Origin of the sequence: Paenibacillus planticolens (assembly GCF_013141725.1) — a bacterium.
Lineage (GTDB): Bacteria > Bacillota > Bacilli > Paenibacillales > NBRC-103111 > Paenibacillus_E > Paenibacillus_E planticolens.
Map to the genome: position 1 here is coordinate 219,067 of NZ_WHNZ01000086.1, position 26,030 is coordinate 245,096.

At 45.6% G+C, this 26,030-nt stretch carries 21 protein-coding genes; 7 read left to right on the forward strand and 14 right to left on the reverse strand.

The genetic code is table 11. From position 1 onward, the window contains the following. The first annotated feature begins 19 nt into the window (after positions 1 to 19). Positions 20 to 1,249: a sensor histidine kinase gene (locus GC097_RS33565; RefSeq protein ID WP_171687602.1), complete on the forward strand. Its 1,230-nt coding sequence runs from the start codon at positions 20 to 22 to the stop codon at positions 1,247 to 1,249. A 3-nt stretch (positions 1,250 to 1,252) separates the two neighbouring features. Continuing rightward, positions 1,253 to 1,885, forward strand: coding sequence for a response regulator transcription factor (locus GC097_RS33570; RefSeq protein ID WP_171687603.1), 633 nt, complete (start codon positions 1,253 to 1,255; stop codon positions 1,883 to 1,885). Positions 1,886 to 1,979: 94 nt separating this feature from the next. Here GC097_RS33570 and GC097_RS33575 read toward each other — a convergent pair whose 3' ends face one another. Continuing rightward, positions 1,980 to 3,521, reverse strand: coding sequence for a glycoside hydrolase family 31 protein (locus GC097_RS33575; protein WP_171687604.1), 1,542 nt, complete (start codon positions 3,519 to 3,521; stop codon positions 1,980 to 1,982). 261 nt (positions 3,522 to 3,782) lie between these two features. Here GC097_RS33575 and GC097_RS34875 point away from each other — a divergent pair, with 261 nt between their 5' ends. Together GC097_RS34875 and GC097_RS33585 are read left to right on the forward strand one after the other, a co-directional pair. Then, positions 3,783 to 6,218 (forward strand): DUF4832 domain-containing protein, encoded by a 2,436-nt coding sequence (locus tag GC097_RS34875; RefSeq protein WP_171687605.1) that lies wholly within the window; start codon positions 3,783 to 3,785, stop codon positions 6,216 to 6,218. Positions 6,219 to 6,348: 130 nt separating this feature from the next. After that, positions 6,349 to 7,425 carry a LacI family DNA-binding transcriptional regulator gene (locus GC097_RS33585; protein WP_171687606.1) on the forward strand — a complete coding sequence of 359 codons (1,077 nt, stop codon included), beginning with the start codon at positions 6,349 to 6,351 and terminating at the stop codon, positions 7,423 to 7,425. Positions 7,426 to 7,505: 80 nt separating this feature from the next. Here GC097_RS33585 and GC097_RS33590 read toward each other — a convergent pair whose 3' ends face one another. From GC097_RS33590 to GC097_RS33610, 5 genes are all read right to left on the reverse strand, one after another. Next, positions 7,506 to 8,339, reverse strand: a complete 834-nt coding sequence (locus GC097_RS33590; RefSeq protein ID WP_171687607.1) for a carbohydrate ABC transporter permease — start codon at positions 8,337 to 8,339, stop codon at positions 7,506 to 7,508. An 11-nt stretch (positions 8,340 to 8,350) separates the two neighbouring features. Further along, the gene (locus tag GC097_RS33595) at positions 8,351 to 9,223 is read right to left on the reverse strand and encodes a carbohydrate ABC transporter permease (RefSeq protein WP_171687608.1); all 873 of its coding nucleotides are present in this window, start codon (positions 9,221 to 9,223) and stop codon (positions 8,351 to 8,353) included. A gap of 100 nt (positions 9,224 to 9,323) precedes the next feature. Beyond that, positions 9,324 to 10,658 carry an ABC transporter substrate-binding protein gene (locus tag GC097_RS33600; RefSeq protein WP_171687609.1) on the reverse strand — a complete coding sequence of 445 codons (1,335 nt, stop codon included), beginning with the start codon at positions 10,656 to 10,658 and terminating at the stop codon, positions 9,324 to 9,326. A 744-nt stretch (positions 10,659 to 11,402) separates the two neighbouring features. Then, entirely contained in the window at positions 11,403 to 12,716 is a 1,314-nt protein-coding gene (rpoN, locus tag GC097_RS33605) for an RNA polymerase factor sigma-54 (RefSeq protein WP_171687610.1), read from the reverse strand. 46 nt (positions 12,717 to 12,762) lie between these two features. Further along, on the reverse strand, positions 12,763 to 13,641 hold the full coding sequence (locus GC097_RS33610) for a LysR family transcriptional regulator (protein WP_171687611.1): 879 nt from the start codon (positions 13,639 to 13,641) through the stop codon (positions 12,763 to 12,765). A gap of 129 nt (positions 13,642 to 13,770) precedes the next feature. On the opposite strand from GC097_RS33610, the gene zwf reads away from it, so the two are divergent. Then, positions 13,771 to 15,297 carry a glucose-6-phosphate dehydrogenase gene (zwf, locus tag GC097_RS33615; RefSeq protein WP_171687612.1) on the forward strand — a complete coding sequence of 509 codons (1,527 nt, stop codon included), beginning with the start codon at positions 13,771 to 13,773 and terminating at the stop codon, positions 15,295 to 15,297. 156 nt (positions 15,298 to 15,453) lie between these two features. Here zwf and GC097_RS33620 read toward each other — a convergent pair whose 3' ends face one another. From GC097_RS33620 to nikC, 8 genes are all read right to left on the reverse strand, one after another. Next, positions 15,454 to 16,353, reverse strand: a complete 900-nt coding sequence (locus GC097_RS33620) for a DMT family transporter (protein ID WP_171687613.1) — start codon at positions 16,351 to 16,353, stop codon at positions 15,454 to 15,456. Between the two features lie 15 nt (positions 16,354 to 16,368). Then, the gene (locus GC097_RS33625) at positions 16,369 to 17,682 is read right to left on the reverse strand and encodes a sodium:solute symporter family transporter (protein ID WP_171687614.1); all 1,314 of its coding nucleotides are present in this window, start codon (positions 17,680 to 17,682) and stop codon (positions 16,369 to 16,371) included. Positions 17,683 to 17,684: 2 nt separating this feature from the next. Then, positions 17,685 to 18,383, reverse strand: a complete 699-nt coding sequence (locus GC097_RS33630; RefSeq protein ID WP_171687615.1) for a response regulator transcription factor — start codon at positions 18,381 to 18,383, stop codon at positions 17,685 to 17,687. 13 nt (positions 18,384 to 18,396) lie between these two features. Then, positions 18,397 to 19,149 (reverse strand): sensor histidine kinase, encoded by a 753-nt coding sequence (locus GC097_RS33635; protein WP_171687616.1) that lies wholly within the window; start codon positions 19,147 to 19,149, stop codon positions 18,397 to 18,399. An 88-nt stretch (positions 19,150 to 19,237) separates the two neighbouring features. Next, a complete protein-coding gene (locus GC097_RS33640; protein WP_171687617.1) occupies positions 19,238 to 20,236 on the reverse strand; it encodes an ABC transporter ATP-binding protein in 999 nt (332 codons plus the stop codon). Then, complete coding sequence (locus GC097_RS33645) at positions 20,233 to 21,264, reverse strand: ABC transporter ATP-binding protein (RefSeq protein ID WP_171687618.1); 1,032 nt, start codon at positions 21,262 to 21,264, stop codon at positions 20,233 to 20,235. Before GC097_RS33645 ends, GC097_RS33640 begins: the two co-directional genes overlap by 4 nt. A gap of 14 nt (positions 21,265 to 21,278) precedes the next feature. Next, entirely contained in the window at positions 21,279 to 22,199 is a 921-nt protein-coding gene (locus tag GC097_RS33650) for an ABC transporter permease (protein ID WP_171687619.1), read from the reverse strand. A gap of 11 nt (positions 22,200 to 22,210) precedes the next feature. Continuing rightward, the gene (gene nikC / locus GC097_RS33655; protein ID WP_171687620.1) at positions 22,211 to 23,110 is read right to left on the reverse strand and encodes a nickel transporter permease; all 900 of its coding nucleotides are present in this window, start codon (positions 23,108 to 23,110) and stop codon (positions 22,211 to 22,213) included. 188 nt (positions 23,111 to 23,298) lie between these two features. Between nikC and GC097_RS33660 the strand changes: the two genes are divergently transcribed. Beyond that, the gene (locus tag GC097_RS33660; RefSeq protein ID WP_171687621.1) at positions 23,299 to 24,525 is read left to right on the forward strand and encodes an amidohydrolase; all 1,227 of its coding nucleotides are present in this window, start codon (positions 23,299 to 23,301) and stop codon (positions 24,523 to 24,525) included. After that, positions 24,522 to 26,006, forward strand: a complete 1,485-nt coding sequence (locus GC097_RS33665; protein ID WP_171687622.1) for an amidohydrolase family protein — start codon at positions 24,522 to 24,524, stop codon at positions 26,004 to 26,006. Before GC097_RS33660 ends, GC097_RS33665 begins: the two co-directional genes overlap by 4 nt. Positions 26,007 to 26,030 lie beyond the last annotated feature (24 nt).

Here is a 26,030-nt window from a genome sequence, read left to right on the forward strand (position 1 = left end):
AGAAGGTGATTCAAGGCGTATGAATATAGTCAAAGACTTTCTGCTTCAACTAGCACTTGTTGCAACGTTAATCTTCACGTTCCAGACATTCTTTGCAGAAAAGCTTGAGAAGGAAAGGGAAAACCGCAATTTCATCCATGCGCTACTATTGGCGCTAGCGATCGTTCTATGCATGTCTTTTCCTGCGAGCGTTACCTCCGGAATTCGGTTGGATATTAGAATTGTCCCGTTATTATTAGGAACCCTGTACGGCGGTTGGAGAACGGGACTATTCCTAACAGCGACGATTATCCTATATCGCCTATATCTTGGTGTGGATCTGGGCTTCTATACAACGGTCATAACCCTTATCGTCAGTATGCCAGCTATTCTTATGTGCCAGAAGTCTTTCCTGCATGCATCCAAAAGGAGAAGAATAAACCTTGCACTGCTTCTATCCATCTTTTATTGTTTTGTAGGCGCAGCGTCGGGGTCTTTCATTAGGGGGATCTCCACCAAATTTCTCCTGTTTAATGTTATTTATATGGTAATTACGGTAGCGGCCGTCTGGTCATTCATTTCATTAAACGAGACCATCAAAGAGATACTTTTGAAGAATCAACGGCTGCAAACAGCCGCTAAGGATGCGGAAATCTCCTTTTTACGTTCCCAAATTAAACCTCACTTCTTATATAACTCCCTGAATTCAATAGCTTCATTGTGCATCGATGACCCCAAAAAGGCCGAAGCATTAATACTGGATTTATCGCAATATATGAAAAGCAGCTTTAATTTCAAACAAATGGATACCCTGACAACCATTGAAAATGAGCTGAAGTTGGTCAAAGCTTATGTGAATATTGAGAAGGCGCGTTTCGGCGCCAGATTAGAAGTGGCCTATGATGTGGATCTCCATCTGGATATGTGGATTCCCCCATTGGTTCTGCAACCGTTGGTAGAAAATGCAATTAAGCATGGTTTGATGACCACCCTACGAGGGGGGACAGTGAGCATATCCGTCAAAAATGAAACGGGCAGTGTCGTTCGTTTTGCCGTAGAGGACAATGGGAGCGGCATGTCCGCAACCACCTTGGGGGAAATATGGCATGCTGATGGGAAGAAACAGGGTACAGGAATTGGATTATGGAACATAAATCAGCGGATCAAGCTGCTTTACGGGCAGGGCATTTGCATTGAAAGCATAGAAGGCAGCGGTACCAAGGTATTCTTCGACATTCCTGTAAGACCTTTAGTGCCAATAGGAGGTTAAAATATGCTGCACGCCATTATCGTGGATGATGAAGAGTTGTCTGTGAATCGTATGAAGAGGCTGCTTGTGGAAAGTGGCGAAGTTGACGATTGCCATACGTTTATGAACCCATTGGAAGCCTATGAATTCGTCAAAGCGAATCCGGTTGATATCGCATTTCTTGATATTTATATGCCGGAAATCAATGGGATGCGGTTTGCAAACTTATTATCTGATCTCAATAGATCTATCGATGTGGTCTTCGTAACGGGGTATGATCATTATGCCGTTCAAGCTTTTGAAGCGCATGCGCTCGACTATCTGATGAAGCCCGTAACCGAGGAACGGTTATCGAAAACATGGGATAAAATAAGAAAGAACCAGAGAAATGCGATACTTGCATCCGCTACGCCGCCAATGGAGAGTCTCACTGCAGCGCAGAAGGTGAAGGGGTCACCACACGTTATTCTGACAGAGAGGGAGACGAGAATTCTTCGCTTAGTGACCGATGGACTGACAAATAAGGAAATCGGTGCACAGATGAACATCGCAGCTGAAACGGTTAAATCGCATATTAAGAATTTGTATAGAAAGCTGGCTGTCAATAATCGGATACAAGCGATACAGCGTGCCAAAGAGTTAAAGATATTAGTCTGATGGGGATCTTATATATGAGATTTCCCGATTTAGTCGTTTGCATAAAACCAGCAAACCCTTGAGTTTGCTGGTTTTTTGCACTTCAGCCAAACGATTATTTTTTTCGATACCACGGAAGTCTGGATAAAGGTGCTTGGACCCCTTCCACGGCCGGTCCTTGAACGATAGAGGCATCATCGCCAATCCAGGTACCGGCTGGAAATTGAATTTTGCGAGAGGTTTGCCCTTTGATAAGCACAGGCGCAACGAGAATTTGATCGCCCAGCATAAATTGATCATTGATGAGTGCATATCCCTCATTAGGGAATACGTAATCCAAGTGTCGCATAATTGGAGCTCCGGTCGCTGCGGATTGCTGGGCGAGCTCCAGAATCTCTGGCCCCAATTGTTCCCTTAACTTAACGATGTCAGAGCAATAATTCAGGTGGTCACCATGAAGTACCCGCCAAGGAGCTAACGAAAATTGCATGATGGGGAATAGAGCGGAGCATTGCGCATACCTGACGAATAATTCGCTGTCAAATGTGAAGTCGGATGAATTAAAGTCTCCGTCTAATCCGCCCCCGATCATATCTGGACAATTGTAGGAATAACCCATCAGTCCTTGCACGATGCCATTAGGTATAAGGTCAGCCAATCCACCGCGTCCCCACTTATGAGCTTTATCCCGCTGGCGTTGAATGAGTGATTGTCCTCCGTTCTTCCAAGACATCCGGTATTCGCTGAGCGGATACTTAGTTCCTATCTTTGCGAATGCATGGCAATCATCGTTGAGCGGCAGCGTGTTAGCCCATATAACGGAATTGCTAAAATCATCGGCATCCGGAATGATGGGCTCTCCGGCGTCAAATTTAAAACCGTCGATCCCATAACTCGTAACGAGATCATCCAGTTGTTCATGGAACCATGCCACAGCCTCTTTCATGGAATAATCAATCATAGCACTGTAGCCATTCCACCATTGCCGTAAGGCAGGTGTATGATCTTTTGATTTAAGCAAATAGCCTTTGTTCTGAAGCATTCGAAAAACAGCGCTATCCGGACTGACATAAGGACAAACCCAGAGCATGACTTTAAATCCTAGTTGATGCAATTCGCGAACCATTTCCTTAGGATCGGGAAATCGTTCCTTATTGAATTTCCAGTTGCCATAGTCCATCATCCAATTGTCGTCAATGATTAATATCCCTGGAGGAAATCCGTGATTTAAAATGGATTTCGCATATTGAATGGTTTTATCTTGTGTCGGTTCGTAAAACATTTCAACCCATGTATTATATTGCGGTGATAAAAATACCAAGGGATCAGGAAACTTTCCCGATGATGGAAAATAAGTGCGTGATACATGAGTAAAAGCTGCAGCTAGATTGTGATCGTTTTGCCCGATAATAACGGGGCTATTGGCATGATGAATCGTTAGTTCATCTTCATGAAAAGAGAAAGCGAAAGGCTGATCACTCCAAACATATCGCCCTTTGTTCGATAACAGCAAGGGAGAGGCTTGATTATCGTCTATAGTGCGCAAATTACGCGAATAGTCGGCATTGCCGAAGGGCATGAGAGCGCCATCGTTAATAACCCCGCCCCACCAATATTCGCCATGTATGAGTTGTATCGATTGACAGGTATCCTCCATGTGAATAATCTCCTTGTAGTAAAATTTTTGCGCAAATAATTTATACCTTGATTTTATTCCTAATTTTTCTGACTGTCAATACGAGTTGCGTATTCTACGATATGAAGGGCTATCAAGTGAAAAGTGATTGACGGCATCTAAGATAGAGGGTACACTAACCTTGTTAAAACTTGCGCAAATTTTTAACGTTGCTTTTTCTTGGCTATGTATCTATTTCTTGATTTGAGTTGTAAGCGCAACCAAAAATAGGAGGTAAATGACATGAAAAAGATCAACTTATTTGCCGTTTTTTTGATTTTTACAATTTTGTGTATCCAACTGAGTAAGGCTGATTTGCAAAACAAGGCAGTCGCCGCAACGGGGAACATTACCGTTAATCTTTCCGAATCAACCGAAGCTTTCAAAAACCCAATTATCGGGTTTAGACCTTCAAGATATATCAATGACTCCTCGTTTCCAGACAGGGAGTATTCTGATATTTACAAACACTATATTAAATATACGGATCTGGAGAATTATGCAACGGATTCTGTTCAGAAGATCAAAGACTGGAGCAATGCTTCTTGGGCAGGGATCGAAAATAAAAATATGAAAGTTGTTCCGCGTGTTGTCATTGTCTATCCGGGTACGGGGGAATTCTGGCCAGATGGAGTGCCGCATAGCGATCCGGTGAACGAATGGCTTTCTGATACACTGAAATCTCGACTAGTTGCTTTTATCGGCAAGCTGGGAGAAGCATGGGACAACGATCCCCGTGTAGCAGCCATTGAACTTGGGTTGTATGGAAACTGGGGAGAAAATCATATCTACCCGCTTAAATTTGCAGACGGTACGGATCGTATTCCATTAAGTTTCCAAACTGCATTAGGTGATGCTTATAAGGCCGCTTTTCATAACAAAAAGGTGATGATTCGCTATCCCGAAACGTTTACCAATTATAACTTTGGCATTCAGTGGGACTCCTTTGCTCTGCCGGATGACGCGGCTGGCGGCAACGGTGAGATTGCCAGAGATACGTGGAGAACGCAAATAAACAGCGGAGAAGTCGCTTATGATTGGGGAGATCAATCTCATCTTGGCGGCAGTCCGGATGGGACATTAGGCAGTACTTCCAATACCAACTATGTGATTGACTGGATTATGAACACACATACGTCTAGCTTAGGTTGGATCTCAGACTATAACGCGGGCAACAGTTCCGTTGAAGCTGGAGCTACAGCTATGCAGAGAGTGCTTGGATATCGCTTTTTAATCAATCAAGCTACGTTCTCGGGTAACGTATCACCTGGCGGGGCAATGACTGTTTCGCTTAATGTTGTAAACAAAGGTTCATCTCCTATGTATTACAAATGGCCGGTTGAAGCGAGTCTTCTAAGAGCAGATCGTTCCGTTGCATGGACAGGGACTTTCAATACAGATATAACATCGTGGCTGCCGGGTACGAATTGGAACGCTTCCTCCAGGGCATATGCAAATGCCCCTGCCGTAAATACAGTTGCCGGTACGTTCACGATTCCGTCTAATCTTCCGGTCGGAACTTATACGTTGGCGGTATCCGTTCTTGATCCTGCTGGGAACAAACCGAGTTTAAGGTTTGCGAATACGAATTATTACACAGGCGGAAGGACGCCGCTCGGCAAAGTAGGAATCGGGCAAGATCCTAGCGATCAAAATCTGGGCACCTTCAATAGCTTGAAAAGTGATAGCACGTTATCTTACAGCCTTTCAGGCGGTTCAACGCCAACGCCAACGCCAACCGCAACACCAACATCAACCCCGACTCCCACACCAACACCAACGCCGATATCTCAATCCTATGAGGCAGAAGCTAGCGCAAACACATTGGCGGGATCGGCTGCTGTGAGTTCTTGCCCCACCTGCTCAGGAGGGAATAAAGTAGGATACGTAGGAAACAACAACGGTACTTTGCAATTCAATAACGTCAATGTGACAAGTGCTGGGACCTATACGCTTAAAATAGATTATTTGAACGGGGATTCCAGCAGGTCAGCAAGTATGAGCGTTAATGGAGGAACAGCCGTATCGTTAAATTTCCCAAGCAGTGGCGGATGGACAACGGTGGGGACGTTACAAACCACAGTAAGCTTGCAAGCTGGCAATAATACGATCAAGTTTTCCAATGCGACGGCGTATGCGCCAGACTTCGACCGAATTACGATTGTTGGAGGAGGAACATCAACTCCGACGCCAACTCCAACATCGACACCAACACCAACGCCAACGCCAACGCCGACTGGAAGTTTGCTCTTAGATAATTTTGACAATACGCCAACCTGGCCGAGCAATAACGATCTGGGCAAATGGACGGGAGCAAATGGTTTTACTAACGGCACGGGAGGTTCCGGTGTCATCAATAGCAAAGGTCTCACTTTGCAATATAATAACAACGGATGGTTTGGCAGCGATGTACTGCAGGATATTTCAGCCTACAACACAATGATTATCCGTGTAAAAGGGAGTGCCGGCGGCGAACAAAACCAATTCCATCTTGCGCTTGGGGGAGTTGAGAAAACGCTGGGAGCGTTTAGTGGCGATACCATTACAACATCTTATAAAGATATCGCTATAAATTTAGTAAGCAATGGCGTTAATCGTACAGCCCCGGGACAGTTAACAATGTCATTCTGGTGGGGCAGCAGCGGAACCATTACAATCGATGAAATCAGATTTCAATAAGTATAATTGATGCGTGATTGGCCCATACTGTCGACCATGTCGCGGAATGGGCCATTTCTTTTCAGTTTGTAACATGAGATATTGACATAAAGGAATAAACGGGCATACAATTAATTAACATTGCAAGAAATTGCGCATTTTTTTTCAAATAAACCATCTTTTCCTTCGGGAAGGAAAAAGGAAGATCGTCATGCTGAAATTAAAAGATATCGCCGAAATTGCTAATGTTTCCGTAACTACCGTTTCCAGGGTGTTGAACAATAAAGGAAATTTCAGCGAGGAAACCAAACAAAGAGTATTGGATGTTGTGAAAGAATACTTATACACGCCAGGTACCACGCTGCAAAAGCTAAGTAATATCTCTTATACGATCGGCGTCTTTATTCCAAATCAAAACGATTTTATCGATGATGATCCTTCGTCTTCTGTCGATTTGAACAATCTGAAAGAAGAGTTGGAGAGTTTAGGGCATAAGCTTGTATTGACAACAAATACAGGTAAAATCGACCGATCTTCCATGTCCAATAAAATGATTCAGGAAAAATTGATCGATGCCGCCATTATTTTTGCGCCTTTTACGAATGATGAGCTTGTGGATGAATTAATCAATAACAACATTCCTTACTTCGTTACGAATGGGCGGAACATGGAGAAGGACTGGAATTACATTGATTACAATAACTACAATGGGGCTAATAACGCCATTCAATATTTATATAATCTGGGACATCGTAACATTGGCATTATTGCCGGTCCTGTTGATCATTTGGTAAATATGAATCGGATGCAAGGCTGCATGGATGCATTTAAAAGTCTGAATTTACAGGTTGTAGACGAACAGATCAGTTATGGTTCTTTTAGTCTAACGCACGGTTACGAAGCAGCGAAAGCGATATTGCAGGGGAATTCTAACATAACTGCGTTTTTCTGTTTTGACGATATCATTGCTTTTGGAGCCATGAAGGCCATCTTCGAGCTTAATTTGAAAATACCCGATCATATCTCCATTGTTGGCTTCGACGATCTTAAATTATCGGAGTTCATGATTCCGCCGCTAACAACGGTAAGACGGTTTAAATATGATATTAACCAGCTCATTGTCAAATTGCTTATTGATTTGATCAGCAACAAATATATTGAAAATATTCATATCAGCTTAAAGACGGAATTGATCGAAAGAAGCTCTTGCAAGGAGATTACGCCGTAGTTTGTACCTTGTTCACGTTCAAAAGTCCACAGTCAGGGGAGGGATTCCTCGCAGACTGTGGCTTTTTTGTTGTGTGCCGACTATTTTAAACCGGTGAATGCAACACCTTCAATAAAGCGTTTTTGGAAAATGATAAATACAATGAGCATAGGTATGATCGCCATAATCGCACCTGCCATTAAAGTAGGATAATCCGTTTGATACTGTCCCACGAGATTTCGCAAACCAGTAGCTAAAGTCAATTTATCAGGACTGCTGTTCACGATAAAAGGCCATGTAAATTCGTTCCATGTCCATAGCGTATGGATGATGGCAACGGCTGCCAAAGCTGGCGTGACCAAAGGGAGCAATACCAAACGAAGCGTCTGATAATGGTTGCACCCATCGAGTATGGCCGCTTCTTCGAGTTCTTTCGGCAACCCTAGAAAAAACTGCCGCAGCAAAAATGTGGCGAAAGGGCTGACCAAGCCTGTAATAAATAAGGCCGGAACCGTATTGATCAGATGCAGTTTGTTGAGGATGAAATATTGAGGCGTATAGAATACGGGATTTGGTACGAGCATGACCGATAGAACCAGAAAAAAAAGAAAGTTTTTAGCCGGGAATACAATTTTGGCAAAGGCATAAGCAGCCATTGAACTGAAGATCAGCGGTCCGACCGTTCTGAAAAAAGCCGCAATAATCGTGTTGAGATACAGGTGAGTAAAGGGAAGTGCCTTCCAAGCGTTGGGAAAGCTCTTAGCATTGATGTGGGACGGGAAATATTTAAAAGGAATTTGCGTCGTCTCGGTTACGGTTTTAAAAGAAGTCAGAACCATCCAGATGAATGGAACCAACATGGCGATGGCTCCAATAATTAAGACAGTTTGGGCAAAGTAATTGGTTTTGTTATACGATTTAATATGAGAACTCATTTGAGGGCCTCCTATTCGTAAAATACCCACTTTTTCGACAAACGAAATTGTATGGCTGTCAAAATGAGGTTGATGAATAATAAAATATCGATGATCGTTGAACCGTAGTTGGGATCGTCCATCGTATATGTATTAATATAATAAGAGAAAACAAGAGAGCGAACATCGTCTAGCACGATGCTGTTTTTGCCGACTAAAAATAAAATGCCGTCAAAAACTTGCGTTCCTTCAATGACGGAAATGATGGCTACGAAAAATAAGGTAGGCGTAAGCAAAGGGAGTGTAATATGCCAAAATCTCCTCAAAGCGTTGGCGCCTTCAAGAGCAGCGGCTTCGTATAAAGAAGCTGGGATTGATTGTAAGCCGGCAAGGATGATGATCATCTTCAATCCGACGCTTCCCCAGACCGAGGTCGTCACAAGTGCCAGCATGACCGTTCTTGAATCGGACAACCACCCGATATCTGTTCCGAGTACATGATTGATAAGCCCGTAATCTTTGTTAAACAAAACGACCCATACCAAGGCTGTTGCGGCGGGAAGTGTAATTTGCGGCAGAAAATAAATCGTTCGGAATAGGGATATCCCTTTAATTTTTTGGTTTAACAATAAGGCGAGAATCGTCGATGCCACTAATACCAGCGGAACAAATAAAATGACATAATGGAACGTGTTCCATAAATCGCCCCAAAATTGCTTGTCTTCCACCAACCTTCTGTAATTGTCCAAACCAACCCATTTGTTGCTTAATCCGAAATTTTCGGATTTCACAAAGCTTAGCAGCACGGATATGATAACAGGAATCACATAAAAAAAACTGACTAAAAGTACGGTAGGAGCAACCAACAGATAAGCGGGTAAGTATTGGTTTCGGAATTTTGACATTTTCTTTTTTCAACACTCCTTGCCATAGTTTAAAAAGTAATTGGCTCTGTAAACCTTCAGAGCCAATTACTTTTAGGTCTGATCTAAACGTATGAAGCCATTATTTTTCTGCGGCGATCGCGTCGTTCATTGCTTTCGCAACCGCTTTTGCAGCGTCTTCGATGCTTTGTTTTCCGCCGAACGCGGGAGCCATGATTTGGGATTCTTTTTCAAACCAAACCGGATAAGACTTCGAGCCCGCCGGATATGGGGTAGCTTCTTTGGCTTGCTCTGGGAAAACCTTTAAATTCAAATCCGGTTTCGATTTCAGCCATGCATCTTGGGTATCTTTAAATGCCGGAATCGCAGCGCCTTTATCAGCAAATATTTGCGCAGCTTGCTTGGAGCCCAGGAACTTCGTTAGCAACCAAGCTTCATCTTGATGCTTGCCTGCAGCTGACATGGAATAACCTAAACCGTTAATGATATTACCGCGGGTTTTCGGTCCTTTTGGAAGCTTAGCCCAATCCCATTTGCCTTTCATAATATCACTGGAATAAATATCGTTGATTTGCCACGATCCTTCGAACATCATCGCCAGTTTTCCGGATTTAAACATTTCGCGAGGGTCTGTATCCGTCATTTGTTGCTGTGTCGGTGAGGATTTGTCCAGGATCATTTGATATCTTTGTTTTAGTGCGGCAATCGATTCAGGAGAATCGTAACCGGATTTTTTCATGTCTGGAGAAAGGATGGAACCGCCAAAGGCTAACATATCATTCCAATATCCAATTTGAGTGTCAGCTTTTGCGGCAAATCCATAAATATTTTTGCTTGGATCTGTAAGTTTTTTGGCCACTTCAGCTAATTTCGCATAATCCCATGTGTCATCAGGAAATGGAATATTCGCTTTTTGGAATAGATCTTTGTTATAGGCTAAGCCGATCGTGTCGAAATCTTTAGGCACTGCATAAGGGACGCCATCTAAGGTGTAGACGTTTCCTAAGTTTGCCACGTAGTTGTTTAGATCGATTTCCCCGGCTTTTACTTTGTCTGTGAGTGGTTTAATGAATTTTCCTGTTGCATATTTCAAGAATTGACCACTGTGCATCCAGAAAACATCGGGCAATGTACCTGAGGTGGCTTCCGCCGATCTTTTGACCCAGTAGTCATTCCAAGGAGTAACTTCCACTTTTACTGTAATATTGGGGTTTGCTTTCATGAATTCCGCTGTTATGGCTTCTGTTGCATCCTGTTGACCTTTATCCCAAATCGCTAAAGTCAACGATACAGCATCTTTCTTTGCCTTCGGTGCTTCCGTTGCAGTTTCTGTTTTTGGTTTTTCTGCTGGTGCGGAGGTTGCAGTGCTTGTTGTACTGGTGCTGCAGCCTGATAAAACAACGGAAGAAACAAAGAAAGCGCTTAACAAAGTGGCAACAATTTTCTTATTACTCATACTTTTCCCCCTTGAGCATTGATATTTGACTACAGAATGTATGGTTTAAGCTAGGATAAATATTTGCGCAAAATATTTTCCTGTATTCACATTGTAATTTAGGCACTGATCTTGTGTCAATAGATTTCACTCCTTTTTTAAGTTGTAACGACTGTTTTTATACTCTATTAGTATGATTTGAATTAGAGTTCAAGTTCATTAACATGTGGAAATAGAAAACTTGAAAAAGGGTTTAAATATTTGCGCAAAAACTAATCTTCGCAATGAACAGCACGGAACCGCGTTGGTGCTATATGCGGGGCTACTGGCGGCAGCATTAAGAAATTGATTGGGGTGGATAAAGAAGGGATTCTTGTTGGTGAGGCATCTTCGAATGATAGCGATCTCGTCCGCCTCCAAGGTAAGTCGCGTCAAAGAGGCTACCCCCAGTCATTTCTTGACTTGTGGGATAGCCTTCCCAGTAGTTATGCTTCTGTGGTCAAAATAAAGGAAAAAGTTCCCTATAAATGGACTGCAGATGCTTGTCAGATCCATTTAGCTGGAAAACTCCCTCTATTTGCACCGATTTCGTCAAGATCTACGAAATCCGGTCAAATTAACGGGAGGTTTGCCTTCTAAATTCCCTGCAAGGTCATCAGTCGAGCCATTTAGAGGGAGGGAGATTTTCCAGTTAACTTACCTCACCTTCTTCGTAAAGTAAGGATCTGGAACCCAAAAGAATCTATTTATGGGATAGCCGCTTCTCTATGCTTCATAGCGTTTTCGTTGGGCAGTCGATAGAATGTTCATTTGCTCTCTATATTTTGTTATCGTACGGCGAGAAATTATTATGCCTTCTTGCTGCAGGATCTCTGATATTTTAAGATCGGAGATCGGAGCGCGCTTATCATCTGAGCAAATGATTTCTTTAATTCGTTCCTTGGCGGTTAAGGCCGAAACGGATTCCCCGTCGGTTTGCTTAAGAGCGGAGGAGAAGAAATGCTTGAGTTCATAAAATCCCCAAGGTGTCATGATATATTTATGATTGACGGCGCGGCTGACGGTAGAGTCGTGAATATTTAATTCTTCCGCGATGATGCGCATGGAGATGGGCTGAATATGAGAAGGGCCATATTTGCAAAACTCTGTTTGCTTATCGAAGATCGCTGCGGCAATCTTCAACAGTGTTGACTTCCGGTAATCGAGACATTGCATGATCCAGCGGGCTTCTTGTCGTTTTTTACGAAGAAAATGCTTTACATCTTTAGGCTGCTGCTTTTCTAACAAAAGATCCGAATAATGTGGATTTAAGCGAACCCTTGGCAAGAAATCATTTTCAAGATATATTTCGAAAGATCCATTATGATTACGTAAAAATAAATCCGGAATTACGTACTGTGGCTTATCATGCCCGAACATCGCACCAGGTTTTGGATTCAAATCTTTGATTCGATCAATGGCCCCTTGGATAGCTGAAGGTTCGACGGCGTACTTCTTGGCCAGTGACTTGATCTTTCCATTTGCGATGGGCTGTAATTCAAATTGGATCAAATGACTAATCAGACTGTCCTTCCGATCAGCAGGGGGAAGCTGTAACAAGAGGCACTCCTCCAACGAAGAAGCAGCTAACCCGGCAGGATCTATGCCTTGGATCATCGTGACGATTTTTTTAACCAAGGATAACTCGGTGTTCAAATAATTGGCGATCCATTCTGTCGTTTGCGTTAAGTAACCGTTATCGTCCAAGCAGCCCACAATGAAAGAACATACGCGAGATTCAAGTGAGGATAAATTCAATTGTTCCGTCACGATGTTTTCCAAGTTAGGGGAAGAGGACATATTTAAATTTAACCACCAGTCGCCGGGTACGGCAGAACCGTACGCTTTATGGGAACTACGGGATATAGCTGAAACTGTTTTGCTTGGGGGGAGAATATCCATGATCGGATTATCATTTGCAAGCGTATGCAAATGTTCCTGAAGATCAATAGAAGATAACTGCAGGATTTCCATGGATTGCCGCATGCTTGCGGTGATTGCAAGTTGATTTCGCTGGTTCACTGACAATCCGATTTCCATAAAGCTGCACCCCTGTCATTTTGTTATCGTTTTCTTTAGGAGAAATCTATTGAACGAGCTCAATAAACCCCTTTGCTGAACTGGAAAGAGGCATGTTGCGCATCGTCATAATTCCTACATGAGTAGGCGGCAGCTGCACGTCTAATTGAATCTCGAAGAGGGAGCCTTCTTCAAGCTCCTTCGCAATAAATTCTTTGGTCACGTAAGAGATCCCGTGTCCTTTCCGTGCAAACTCGATGAGAAGATCTACGCTCCCGACCTCGATTTCAGGCTTGAGTTCATAGCCGTAGCTTTGAAATAATTCCGTAATGGCCATACGTGCCCGGCTATTGCGCGAGAATAGAATGATGGGATGCTGGAGCAGCATATCCAGCGATAGAACCACATCTTTAAGCTCGGCATAATGGGCCCCCGCTACAAAACAATCCTTTAGCTGAATACTTTCCCTCACTTCAAGCTGGGAATCAACAATCGGCATACGAACGACGCCCAAATCAATTCTGCCTTCTTTTAAGAAGGAAATGATTTCCGGCGTTGTTCCATGATTCAGGTGAAGTTTGATGCCAGGCCGCTTCTGATGAAAGTCTTCCAGGTACGGAAGCAAATAATGCTTGAACAATGAATCGCTTCCGCCGATTCTCAGCTCTCCGCTGTCCAGATTTTTAAGCGCTGCCATTTTTTCTTCAGCTCGTGATATGAAGTTCTGGGACTGTTCTATGTAAGAAAAAAGGATAGCTCCCTCTTGGGTCAAGGCAACCCCTTTGGAATTCCTGTAAAACAAGGCGATACCAAAACTGTCTTCCAACTGTTTGATGGCGTGGCTGACGCTAGGTTGGGTAATGAATAGAACCTTGGCAGCCTGAGTCAAACTGCCTGTCTTCGCAGCCCAATAAAAAACCTTATACAATTCGTAATTATTGATCATATATGCTGTCTATATCTCCTGTGAAATATATTGATTTCATTAATGGATAATATTTTATTATAGTGGAATTACGAATAAGAAACCAGAGCTACGGATGATCAAGGGAGTTCGGTTGGAAGGAGTATGAAAATGGAATCAACCACATTTGTTTTGTTTGGAGCGACAGGGGATTTAGCCAAAAGAAAAATTTACCCTGCTCTGTATAATTTGTTTGTCGATCAAAAGCTGCCGCCATCATTCTCTTTGATTGGTCTTGGAAGAAGAGAACTGACTGATGAATCATTCCGGGCAAATGTCGAACAATCTATCGATATGTTCTCCAGGCGTAAAGCGAAAAATCCTGAATTAATGGAAAATTTCTTGCGTAAATTCCGCTATAGTGTACTGAATATAGACCGTAAAGAAGATTATCAGAAGCTGCTGCGGTTGATTGAACATAGAGAAGAGGAGCTTCGTCTTTCACCGAACCGCATGTTCTATTTATCTGTCGGACCTGAATTTTTCGGAACGATCGCAGATAATATCGAAGAAAGCGGGCTTGGTTCCGCGAATGGCTGGAAGCGTCTGGTGATCGAGAAGCCTTTCGGCCATGATTTGCAATCTGCTCGGGATTTGAATCAGAAACTGAGCAAAGCTTTTGCGGAACACGAAATCTTCCGAATTGATCATTATCTCGGCAAACCGATGGTGCAGAAGCTTGAGGCTCTGCTGCAGAGCAATCCTGTTCTTCGTGCAATATGGGCTAATGATTACATTGCCAACGTTCAGATTACGGCCAACGAAACAGTCGGTGTTGAAGAAAGAGCGGGGTATTACGATCATACAGGCGCGTTAAGAGACATGTTTCAAAACCATATGCTGCAATTGCTGATGATGCTGACGATGCACCTTCCGAACAAAAGCAATTCCGAGATGGTGCGCTTCAAGAAGAAAATGGTATTGGAAAACCTCGAGACGCTGCAAAAACAAGATGTTAGCGCCAACGTTATCCGCGGGCAGTACAAAGCAGGAACTATCGCTGGAAAACCAGTCGTCGGCTATACTTCCGAACCTGGGATTGCTAGTTCATCCTTGAACGAAACGTTTATTACGGCCAGAATGCAGATCGACGATTTCTTTTGGCGGGGAGTCCCTATTTATATCCGGACAGGCAAAAGAATGCAGGAGAAATCAACCCGGATCGTGATTGAGTTCAAAGAACCGTTTAAGAAGGTCTCGCAGGCAAATGATGACGGTCAAGTACCTAATCTTCTGGTCTTTGAAATTAGTCCGAACGAACGCATTTCGCTGCAATTAAATACGCGAGATCCGCAGCATTCCGGGAAGTTCAAGCCCATTCAAATCGATTTCCATGACAGTCATGAAGATGTTCCCGAGGCTTACGAAAATTTAATTTACGATGCTTTTCAAGGAGATCCTACGTTTTTTGCGCATTGGGACGAAGTTGAATTGGCCTGGTCTTGGGTTCACCCCATCTTGGAAGCATTCCAAGAGAATCTGGTTCCGCTTCATTTGTATGCGGCGGGCACTAACGGACCAGCCGAGTCCGATGCGTTATTGGCGGAGAACGGACATCATTGGTGGTTCGATTCGAAGACTCAACAAGAAATTGAAGTAAACGAAGAAGAACTTTATGTGCATCAGTTAAATAAATGAAGGCTCTGAGGCTGGGGTGGTCAAAATAAAGGGAAAAGCTCCCTCTAATTTGACTGCAGAAGCTTGTCAGATCCATTTAACAGGAAAAACTCCCGTTAATTGCGCCGATTTCATGAGAATTCTCGGAATTCGGTCGAATTAACGGGAGTTTTTTCTTCAATATTCCCTGCGAGGTCCTCTTTGGAGCCATTTAGAGGGAAATTTTCCTGTTAAAGATGCCAAGGTAACGCCACCCACGATGAACAGGGAACCGAACAACTGCTGCGAGGTAACGAGCTGGCCAAGTATCACATATCCGACAATCATCGCGACAAACGGTTCCAGGTTCGAGAACATCGCGGCCTTCGCGGCGCCAACCTTTTGCAGTTGGCTGTTCCAAATGAGGGTGACGATGCCGTGCATCAGAATTGCCGTGACAATTAACAAGACCCATGCCCAGGCTTCATGACTGATGCTCCAGCCCGTCCCACCCGCTAGTACGACCGGCACCATCGTGCCGAACCCGACCAAGGTCGAATACAGCGTGGTAATGATGGGGGGCAGTCTGCGAGCCAGTAGACGCACTAATACGATGGAGATGGCAAACGTAATCATCGTGACAAAGATCCAGAGGTGACCTATATGAAATTCAAGTCGGGCACCGTTAAAAACGACGAGAAACACCCCTGTGATGGCCACAAGCGAGCCAGCCAGCATGGTTACCGTTAGAGCTTCTTTTAAAAATAGGGCCGCTAAAAGGGCTGTCGTAATAGGAGTCAGCGCGAGAATAAGCGCCGAGGTGGTCGGGTCGGCCGTTTGTAAGCCTTGATAAAATGACCACTGGTTAATAAATACGCCGATGATGCCAAGCAGGATGAGCAGCTTCCACTCTTGTTTGCGAACGGAAACGAAGCGATGTCGAACCCGTGTATAGCCGAGCAGAAACAAGGATATGAACAACAAGCGCGCCATGGCAAGAAACAAGGGGGAGAATTGTTTGGCCAGTATATTGCCAAAAACAAAGTTGCTCCCCCAAACCGTAACGCAAAAGATTAATAATAAGTAGGACCGAAGCATATAAATGGATTCCTTTCAATGATTACCCAGGTGTTTCTTAATAAACTTACTGCCCCAATATACAATGACCAGCAGGCTTGACACCATCATACTTACCCAGACGGCATCCAAGTTCCCTAACTTGTATCGACTCGTATAGCCCGCGATCAATCCGATCAGAGCGCAGAGAGGTATGAAATTGTCCACTTTTCCTTTGCTAAAAACGATGAACAGGAGAGGGACAATGAGTGCTGCATAAATAATACCAAAGAAAAACAGCAGCTCCAGAAGCGTAGGTGTGAAAAAAAAGGTAAGCGCAAACGACAGAACGCCGATCGCCACCGCCAGCATGTATCCCATGCGCATTTTCTGCTTTTCACTCGCGTCCGGCTTCAAGATCGGATACACGTTGCCCGCGATGAGACTGATCATGGAGTGCAGCCCTGCACCAAAGGAGGAGGTAACGGCACCGAATGAACAGAGGACGAACAACACCAGCAGGAAAATCGTGTCAATCTTGCGGATCAGATCAAATAAGAGCGAATAAATGTTATTAAAACTGCCTGTAAATATAACGACCATGATCAGCGAAGAAAAAGCTAGCGGAACGGTTGCCCAGATGAGCCCGGAAAGCAGGAAGGTGGGCACGATTTTTTTGCCTTCGAGCATGTACAGACGCTGCCACGTCGCTTGGTCGACGAAAATCTGCCCGAAGCCAATTAATAGGCCTGTGCACATAAAAAACAATCCTTCATGATTGTTCAACACGAGCAGATAGGGATGATACAGGCGAATGCCTTGATAAACGTTCTCAACCCCTTTAGCGATGAAAAAATAAAGGGGGATGAGGATGGCTGCGGCAAACATCAGGATGACTTGAACGAAGGCCAGGCGCTGAATGAGGACAATCCCGCCAAAGCCGACATAGCCGACGCAAAACAAGAAGAAACAAAGCATGCCGATAGAAATCGGGATACCGAATAAAATGTTGACAAGCACACCGGCAGCCATTCCCTGCATAAATAAGCCCTCGATACTGGTGATCAGTAGGATAGCAATCATCATCCAATAGCCGAGGCGGTGCAGCTTAAATTGAAAAAAATCCCCGATGGTCAAGCCGTCGCCATACTGTTTACGCACCCTTTTCCCAAACCAGCCAAAAGCCATGAGCGCAATAGCTCCCATCAACGCATAGCCAATTCCGCCAAAGATGCCATATTTGACCAGCGCTTCGGGGGAGGCGAAGATGGTAATGCCCGTGACCCATCTGGCTAAGATCGATATCACTCCCAGGCCGATGCCAATCTTGGCTGCTCCCTGCGCATATTCACGAAATGATTGGTAAAGCAAAGTTATTTCTCCTTCTCGCGATATTCTTTAGGTGTTTGGCTTGTACTTTTACGGAAAATGGTGCAAAAGTAATGCTGGCTGTTAAAGCCGCTTTTCTCCGATACTGTAGAGATACTCCAATCGGGATGGGAAACGAGATATTTTTTGGAAATCTGAATGCGGTATTGCATCAAGTATTCGGAAAATGACACCCCCACCTCGTCATGAAAGCGGCGGCTTAAATAAGTTGGGTTAATATGCACCTCTGCGGCAAGGTCGGCGAGCGCGAGCTTTTCGGCAAATTTCTCATGGATGATAGTCAGCGCGTCATGAATCACATGAGAGTACTTGGACTGAGGCATCTTGTTGCGGTATTTACTCAAAATATCAACCAGTTCGCTTTGAATGACCGGCTTCGTCATGTAGTCTACCACGCCCAGACGGATGGACTGTTTGGCATAATGGAAGTTTTGGTAGGCGGTGACGATAATAAGCTCAATATCTTGATTATGCTGACGCAGCTCTTCGCCAAGCTCCAGTCCTGATTTGCCCGGTAAATTAATATCAAGAAAGGCAAGATGAATCTTTACCTTTTGGCTAATGGCCGTAGCTTGGCAGCTATCGGATGCTTTGTACAAGTTCCAAAAAGGAAAAAGCGGGTGAATCAAATATTCAAGCTGTTCCAGCTCAAGGGGCTCATCATCCACGAGCAATACATTCATTAGGGCACCTCTTTTAGTTAGGTTCTACGATGAAAGGCCATTTGACTTGCACCTTCGTACCTGTCTCAGGGATTGATTGAATCTGTAAGCTAGCCTGATCGGCGAAATAAAGATGCAGACGGCGTCTAATGTTGTCCAAGCCATGCCCGCTCTTCACCTCCATCGCTTCTTCCGCTTGCTCCATCGTGCCATTATCGAAGACCAGAAGGTTTGCCGTCTCATGTTCGAGGAAGAAACGGATATCCAGGTTCACGGCGCCGATTTTCCGTTCCAACCCGTGCTTAAACGCATTCTCAACAATGGTTTGCAAAACAAAAGGCGGGATATAGGCTTCCTGGACTTCTTCCTCGCACGTTAGTGTGACCGTAAGGCGAGTGCCGAAACGAAGCTTTTGAATCTCGATGTAGTACTCTGTATAACGAATTTCCTCCCGAAGAGGAATCACAGGTTCTGTGGTTTTGTACTTAAACTTAAGGAATTGGGAGAAGACCTCAAGGGCTCTGACCAATTCCTCCGTACGCTCCAATCGCGCTAAGGTTAGAATGACGTTCAGTGAATTGAATAAAAAGTGGGGCTGGATTTGCTGGTTTAATTGGTTGTAAAGCGATTGCTGGAGCTCTTTCTCCAGCTCGATCTTCTTCGTTTTGTTTTCCAGGAGATCAATGCGCTTCTCAAAAACAAATAAAAATAATAAAGTAATAGCTCCAATAATTGGAGCTAGAATAAAAAATAAAATGAGTAAGGTAAAACCCTCAAAGCTAAGCATGAGATCCCTTCTGCATACGGTTTTAATAGTTGGTATCTTTACTATTTTAAATTATTCGTCTTGATAATGCGAATGAAATCAAGGGATTTCAAGAATTTACCAGGTGGCAAGCCACTTGATGTCCTTCACCGGTAAAACGCAGCTCAGGCTCTTTGGATTTACACGCTTCGACGACAAACGGGCAGCGCGTATTAAAGCGGCATCCCTGAGGCGGATTAATCGGAGAGGGAACATCGCCGGTCAACAGGATGCGTTCTTTCTTTTCCTTGGCATTGGGTACAGGAATAGCGGAAAGGAGCGCTTTGGTATAAGGGTGCTGCGGGTTATCGAAAAGCGATTTTTTGTCCGCGATTTCTACGATTTTACCTAGGTACATGACCATCACCCGATCGGAGATGTGCCGTACCACGCCTAGATCATGGGAGATAAATAAATAAGTGAGCTGATATTGGTGCTGCAGTTTCTTCAGCAGATTCAGCACCTGCGCTTGGATGGACACATCCAGTGCGGAAACGGCTTCATCGCAGACGATAAGCTTCGGCTCCACAGCTAATGCGCGTGCGATGCCGATACGTTGGCGCTGACCGCCGCTGAATTCATGCGGGTACCGGTCGATATGATCGGACCGTAACCCGACATTGTCAAGCAGTTCTTTGATGCGTTCTGTCCGCTTTTCCTTCGGAATGACATCTTGAATGGTCAATGCTTCGCCGAGAATTTGGCGAACGGTTTGCCTCGGATTCAGCGATGCAAAAGGATCCTGGAAAATGACCTGCATGTCCTTGCGCAGCTTTCTGAGCTCACTCTTATTCAGGCCAAGGACATCCTTATCCTGAAAGCGGATATCTCCTCCGGTCGGTTCATCCAGACGCAATAGGGCTCGCCCTGTGGTTGATTTGCCACAGCCTGATTCACCTACAATGCTAAGCGTTTCTCCCTCATAGATGCTAAAGCTGATGTCGTCTACGGCTTTTACATGGTTCACGGTTCGCCCTAAGATGCCGCCTTTAATCGGAAAGTATTGTTTCAAATGGTTGATTTCAACTAAAACGTTCTTATCCTTGCCACGCTCCACAGGTATTGTCATTGGATTGAACCCCCCGTTTTCATATGCGCATCAAGTTCTGCGTTCCACTCCGGTGTATATATCCAGCAGCGAACCTGACTGCCGTTTCCGACGTCGGTCAGCTCCGGTACAGTTGTCTGGCAAAGTTCTCTCGCATGAGGACAACGGGGGGCAAAACGGCATCCCGCAGGCATGTTATATGGACTTGGGACACTTCCTTTGATCGCTTGCAGTTCTTCTTGGTCTTGGTCTGTGCGAGGAAGAGAGTTAAGCAATCCTATCGTGTAGGGATGTTTCGGATTGGCAAATAGCTCGCCGGCATCGGTATATTCCACGATCTTGCCGGCATACATCACGGCTACGCGATCGCACGTTTCAGAAACGACCCCGAGATCGTGGGTGATCATAATGATGCTCATGCCCATTTGCTTCTGGAGCAGCTTCATCAAATCCAGAATTTGCGCTTGAATCGTTACATCAAGAGCGGTTGTCGGCTCGTCGGCAATCAGAATCTCCGGGTTGCAAGCCATCGCCATGGCAATCATCACCCGCTGCCGCATGCCTCCGCTAAGTTCGTAAGGCTCTTGTTTGGCGCGTTTCTCCGGGGAGGGGATACCGACCAGACGCAGCATATCGACTGCTTTCTCCCAGGCTTCCTTTCTCCCGAGCTTCTGGTGATGGCGAAACACTTCCGCGATTTGTTCCCCAACCGAGTAGACGGGATTTAAAGAAGTCATCGGTTCTTGGAAAATCATCGAGATTTCGTTACCCCGGATGGCACCCATTTCTTTATCCGTTTTCTTCAATAAGTCTTGTCCTTTGAACAGGATTTCCCCGTTAAGGATTCGCCCGGGAGGACTTGCGATCAGCCTGAGGATGGAAAGCGAAGTAATGCTTTTGCCGCAGCCCGACTCGCCTACAAGTCCGAGCGTTTCCCCTTTATGGAGCGTAAAATCTATGCCGTCAACGGCTCTGCTTACGCCTTCGTCGGTGAAGAAGTGTGTTTGAAGATTGCTTACTTCCAAAACCTTTTCTTGTTGTTTAAGCATCTCGTTCCCTCCTTTTAATCCAGCTCGATCCGTTTGTTGAAGTTGCGATACAGGACATCAACCGCAAGGTTAACCATGACGAAAATGATGGAGGCGACCAGTACGCCACCCTGTACCATAGGCAAGTCACGCATGCGAATGGCATCTACAATCAGCCGTCCGAGTCCGTTAATGGCAAATACGGATTCTACTAATACCGTACCGCCGAGCAGTACGCCGAACTGTAAGCCCACCACAGTAATGACAGGAATCAGTGCATTCTTGAGGGCATGCTTATAAATAATAACGCGTAATTTCAAGCCTTTCGCTTTGGCTGTTCGAATGTAATCTTGGCGAATGACATCCAGCATCGTGGAGCGCGTCATCCTAGCGACAATGGCAGCACCTGAAGCTCCTAAAGTGATTGCCGGGAGCACAACATGTTTCCATGTTCCCCAGCCCGCGACAGGAAAGAGGTGCATCTTCACGGAGAAAAAGTAAATGAGCGAGAGCCCGAGACAGAAGCTGGGCAAGGAGACACCGAGCAGAGCGATGATCATGATGGTGATATCAGATAGCGTATATTGCTTCGTAGCGGATATGATGCCGGCGAGCATTCCGAAAACAATCGTGATGAATATGCTGGCCACAGCAAGCTCGATCGTGATTGGCAAGCGAATCATGATTTCATTAAAAACAGGCAGATTGGAGCGAAGCGATATCCCAAAGTCTCCCCGGACCACGTCGATGACGTACTGGAAATATTGAACAAGCAAGGGCTGGTCTAGCCCCAATTGATGTCGGATGCGTTCAACCGTCTCTACGGAAGCACCTTCTCCTGCGAGCAGTACGGCCGGATCGCCCGGCACGAGCTGCATAATCAGGAATACGACGAGAATGACGCCTAGCAGTACCGGGATCATCTGAAGCAACCGGCGAATGATGTATACGAACATGGATATCCCCCTTAATGTTTCATTCTTGGATCCAATGCGTCTCTGAGCCCGTCTCCAAATACGTTAAATCCGATAACTAATGTCGAGATGGCAAGTCCCGGAAATAAAGCCAGATAAGGTACGGTGAATAAAAAGTCGCGTCCGTTGCTCAGCATGGCCCCCCACTCAGGCAAAGGCGGTTGAGCGCCGAGTCCTAAGAAGGACAAACCTGCGGCAGAGAGGATGGCCGTTGCGAGCCTTAGTGTGGCTTGCACGATAATCGGGGACAGGATGTTCGGAAAAATGTGCACGAATATAATTCGCAGATCGCTGGCTCCCAAAGAGCGAATCGCGTCGATGTATTCCAGCTTTTTAATCGATAAGGTCGAACCTCGGACGATCCGAGCGAACATGGGGACCGAAAATACGCCAATGGCAATCATTACGTTGATCAAACTGGGACCGAGGGCGCTTACGATGGCGAGTGCGAGCAATATGCCCGGAAAAGCAAGCAAAACGTCGATCACACGCATGATGACGGTATCCACCCATTTTCCGTAATAGCCGGCAAACAACCCGAGAACGACTCCGAAGAAAGCTCCGATAAACACGGCGACAAATCCTACTGAGAGCGAGAGACGCGTCCCGATGATCAACCGGCTTAACATGTCGCGACCCTTATCGTCCGTCCCCATCCAATGTTCGGCTGAGGGAGGCTTGAGTTTGTTCGCTAATTCAATATGATAGGGATCGTATGGTGCCAGAAGCGGAGCAAAGATTGCGACAAGGATGTAGAAAAGAATAACGTACCCGCCCAGCATCGCTAATTTATTTCTTCGCAGTTTTAAATAAAATGTTCTCCACTTGCCTGGACGAGCGGAGACAGCCTGTCTTGGTAGCGCTTGCTTTTGTTCAGCATAATCAACATTCATCTAGCAAACCTCCTTTGTTAAGTTAAAGTTATCAGAAAAAAGGGCGAAGTAAATAAGCTTTGGGCAACTTGTAAAGATACCTTAAATAGAAGTAAAGATTGTGAAAATAAAACACAGAATATTCTTTATAATTGAGGGAGTACAAGCAAATTACACCAAATTTTTGGAAGAGGAAGGGTGAGCAATTCGTGAGTTCATCTTATTGGTTAACCAATGTTCGTCAGGAGAGCGGCTATTTGTATGACAATGGCGTGATCTCCGGGACAGAGACTGAAATCTGCCATCTACGTATAGAGGGCGGTATCATCCGTGAAATCGTTGCTGCTGATAGTCCGTTAGAAACGGATCTTCCGAAGCAAGACGGAAAGAACCTGCTTTTGCTGCCATCATTTATTGAGAAACATGTTCATTTGGATAAGACGTTGATCGGGGAAACGTGGCGTGCAGTCACACCCGTAGCCAATCTTGTGGAACGCTGCGAACTGGAAAAACGGATACTCCCTACACTGCCGACTTCGACCAAGGAGAGAGCCGAAAACTTGCTGGCTACGCTATTAAGTGCAGGTTCGACGGAAGTGCGGACACATGTGGATATTTATCCGGACGCAGGGCTGCATAACTTGGAAGCTGTGCAAATGGCGTTAGACCAGTATGAGGGGAAACTCTCTTACGAAATTGTAGCTTTCCCGCAGCATGGATTGCTGCGATCCAAGTCCAAGGAGTTGGTTCGAGCAGCCCTTCGCGAAGGCGCTACGCTGATCGGCGGCGTCGATCCCGCAACGGTGGACGGGGATATCGAAGCCTCTTTGCAGCAGATGATGGAGCTGGCGGTTGAAGCTAATGCGGGCGTCGATTTACATCTGCATGACCCGGATTATTTGGGCACTTTTACAATGAGACGCTTGGCAGCGCTTACGATGGAAGCGGGCTTGCAAGGAAGAGTGGCGATCAGCCACGCGTTCGGGCTGGGCGAAGTGCCTGCCGGTGAGGCGGCAGAGTTGTCAGCCATTTTAGCCGAGGCAGGCATTACGATCATTACAAGCGCACCCCACAGCAGAACGCTGCCGCCGGTTCCGCTTTTGCATGAGAAAGGGGTGGCTGTTGCTGCGGGCTGCGATAATATCTTCGATACTTGGCAGCCTTTCGGCAACGGGGACATCCTGGAACGAGCTGGTCGTTTAGCGGAACGCTTCCGCTGGATTGACGAGTATTCCTTGTCACAATCGCTTGGTTTCATTACGGGAGGCAAGACACCGCTGGATAGAGATGGCAACCGCGTATGGCCAAAGGTTGGAGATGAAGCGAGCGTGGTCCTAGTGGATGCTACTTCCTCGGCGGAGGCTGTCGCGAGGAGAGCTGAACGCAAGGCTGTCTTCTACCGGGGAACATTGGTGGCAGGAGGACTTCAGCTATGATCGATTTATTACTCGTCCATGGAGTCGTGATTACTATGGATCAAGAACGGCGCATTCTCGAGAACGGAGCTGTCGCGATCCACGAGGGAAGAATTCTGGAGGTTGCTGACACTGAGCAATTGCTTGCGAAATATGAGGCGAAGAAAACGATAGATTGCAATCATCACTGTGTATTGCCCGGGCTGATTGACGTCCATGGTCATGGCGGTCACTCCATGTTCAAGACGATCGCTATGGACAACATCAGCTTCTGGATGCCGATCATGACGCATACGTATAAGCACTTTGTAACGGATGAGTTTTGGTATTACGAAGGTAAGCTGAATGCGCTTGAACGCTTAAAAGCAGGGATCACGACAGGTGCCTGTGTGCTTGGCTCCATGCCTCGTTCCGATGATCCAATCTTTGCACTAAATCATGCCAAAGCTTACTCCGAAGTCGGCATACGGGAAATTGTCTGCACGGGTCCTTGCAACCCGCCATGGCCGCATTCGTTCAGCCGCTGGGTGGATGGGAAACGGGTAACGAGAGAAGTGACTTACGAAGAGGTGCTGCAGGGTGCCGAGTCGGTAATTGAAGCGCTCCATCATGCGCATGACGATCACATTCGTGCTTTTATTACGCCTTTTGTTATCGTGACTTCCGTAAATCCTTCAGCCCCGACTCCGCCGGACCAATTGTACGGCTTAACCGATCATGATCGTTATCAAGCGAAAAAAATTCGCGAGATCGCCCGAAAATACAAGACGCGGATTCACTCGGATGCTTTCGGAGGCATGATTCATCTGGCGATTCAAGATAAAGAAAACGCGCTGCTTGGTCCAGATGTGCACCTGCAGCATTGCCGTGGCATTTCATTTGACGAAGCCAGAATTTTGGCGGAAACAGGCACCAATGTTAGCTCTGCTCCAGGATTCGGACAAGTAAATGCGCGGACGCCAATTACCGAATTGATGGAGATGGGCGCAACTGTAGCTATTTCCACGGACGGTACCTCTCCGGCAGCCAGCTTTGACATGTTTCAAGCGATGCGCAAAACGCAGATGATCCATCAGGCGGCACTGAAAGATTACTACTATTTGCCGGCCGGGAAGCTGCTTGAGATGGTCACGATCGATGCGGCGCGCTGTGTAGGTTGGGATGATGAACTAGGCTCGTTGGAAGCAGGCAAAAAAGCGGATGTGATTACGGTCAACATGCGCCAGCCACATTTGACGCCTGAATATATGTATGTGCATCGTTTGGTCCATCAAGCGGTGGCGAGCGATGTAGACAACGTTATTGTAAATGGGAAAATCGTGATGGAAGACCGCAAAGTACTCACAGTCGACGAGCTGACGGCGCTTGATGAAGCGAATGAAGAAGCAAAGCGGACGATTGAGCGCGCTGGGCTGCAGAAGTATATGGAACCGACCAAATATTTCTGGGGGCATGCCAGAGCTTATGTGGATGAGAAACGTTTTGATCCTGAGTTGCTGTAAAAGATTGCAAATTTGGCAGGGGGA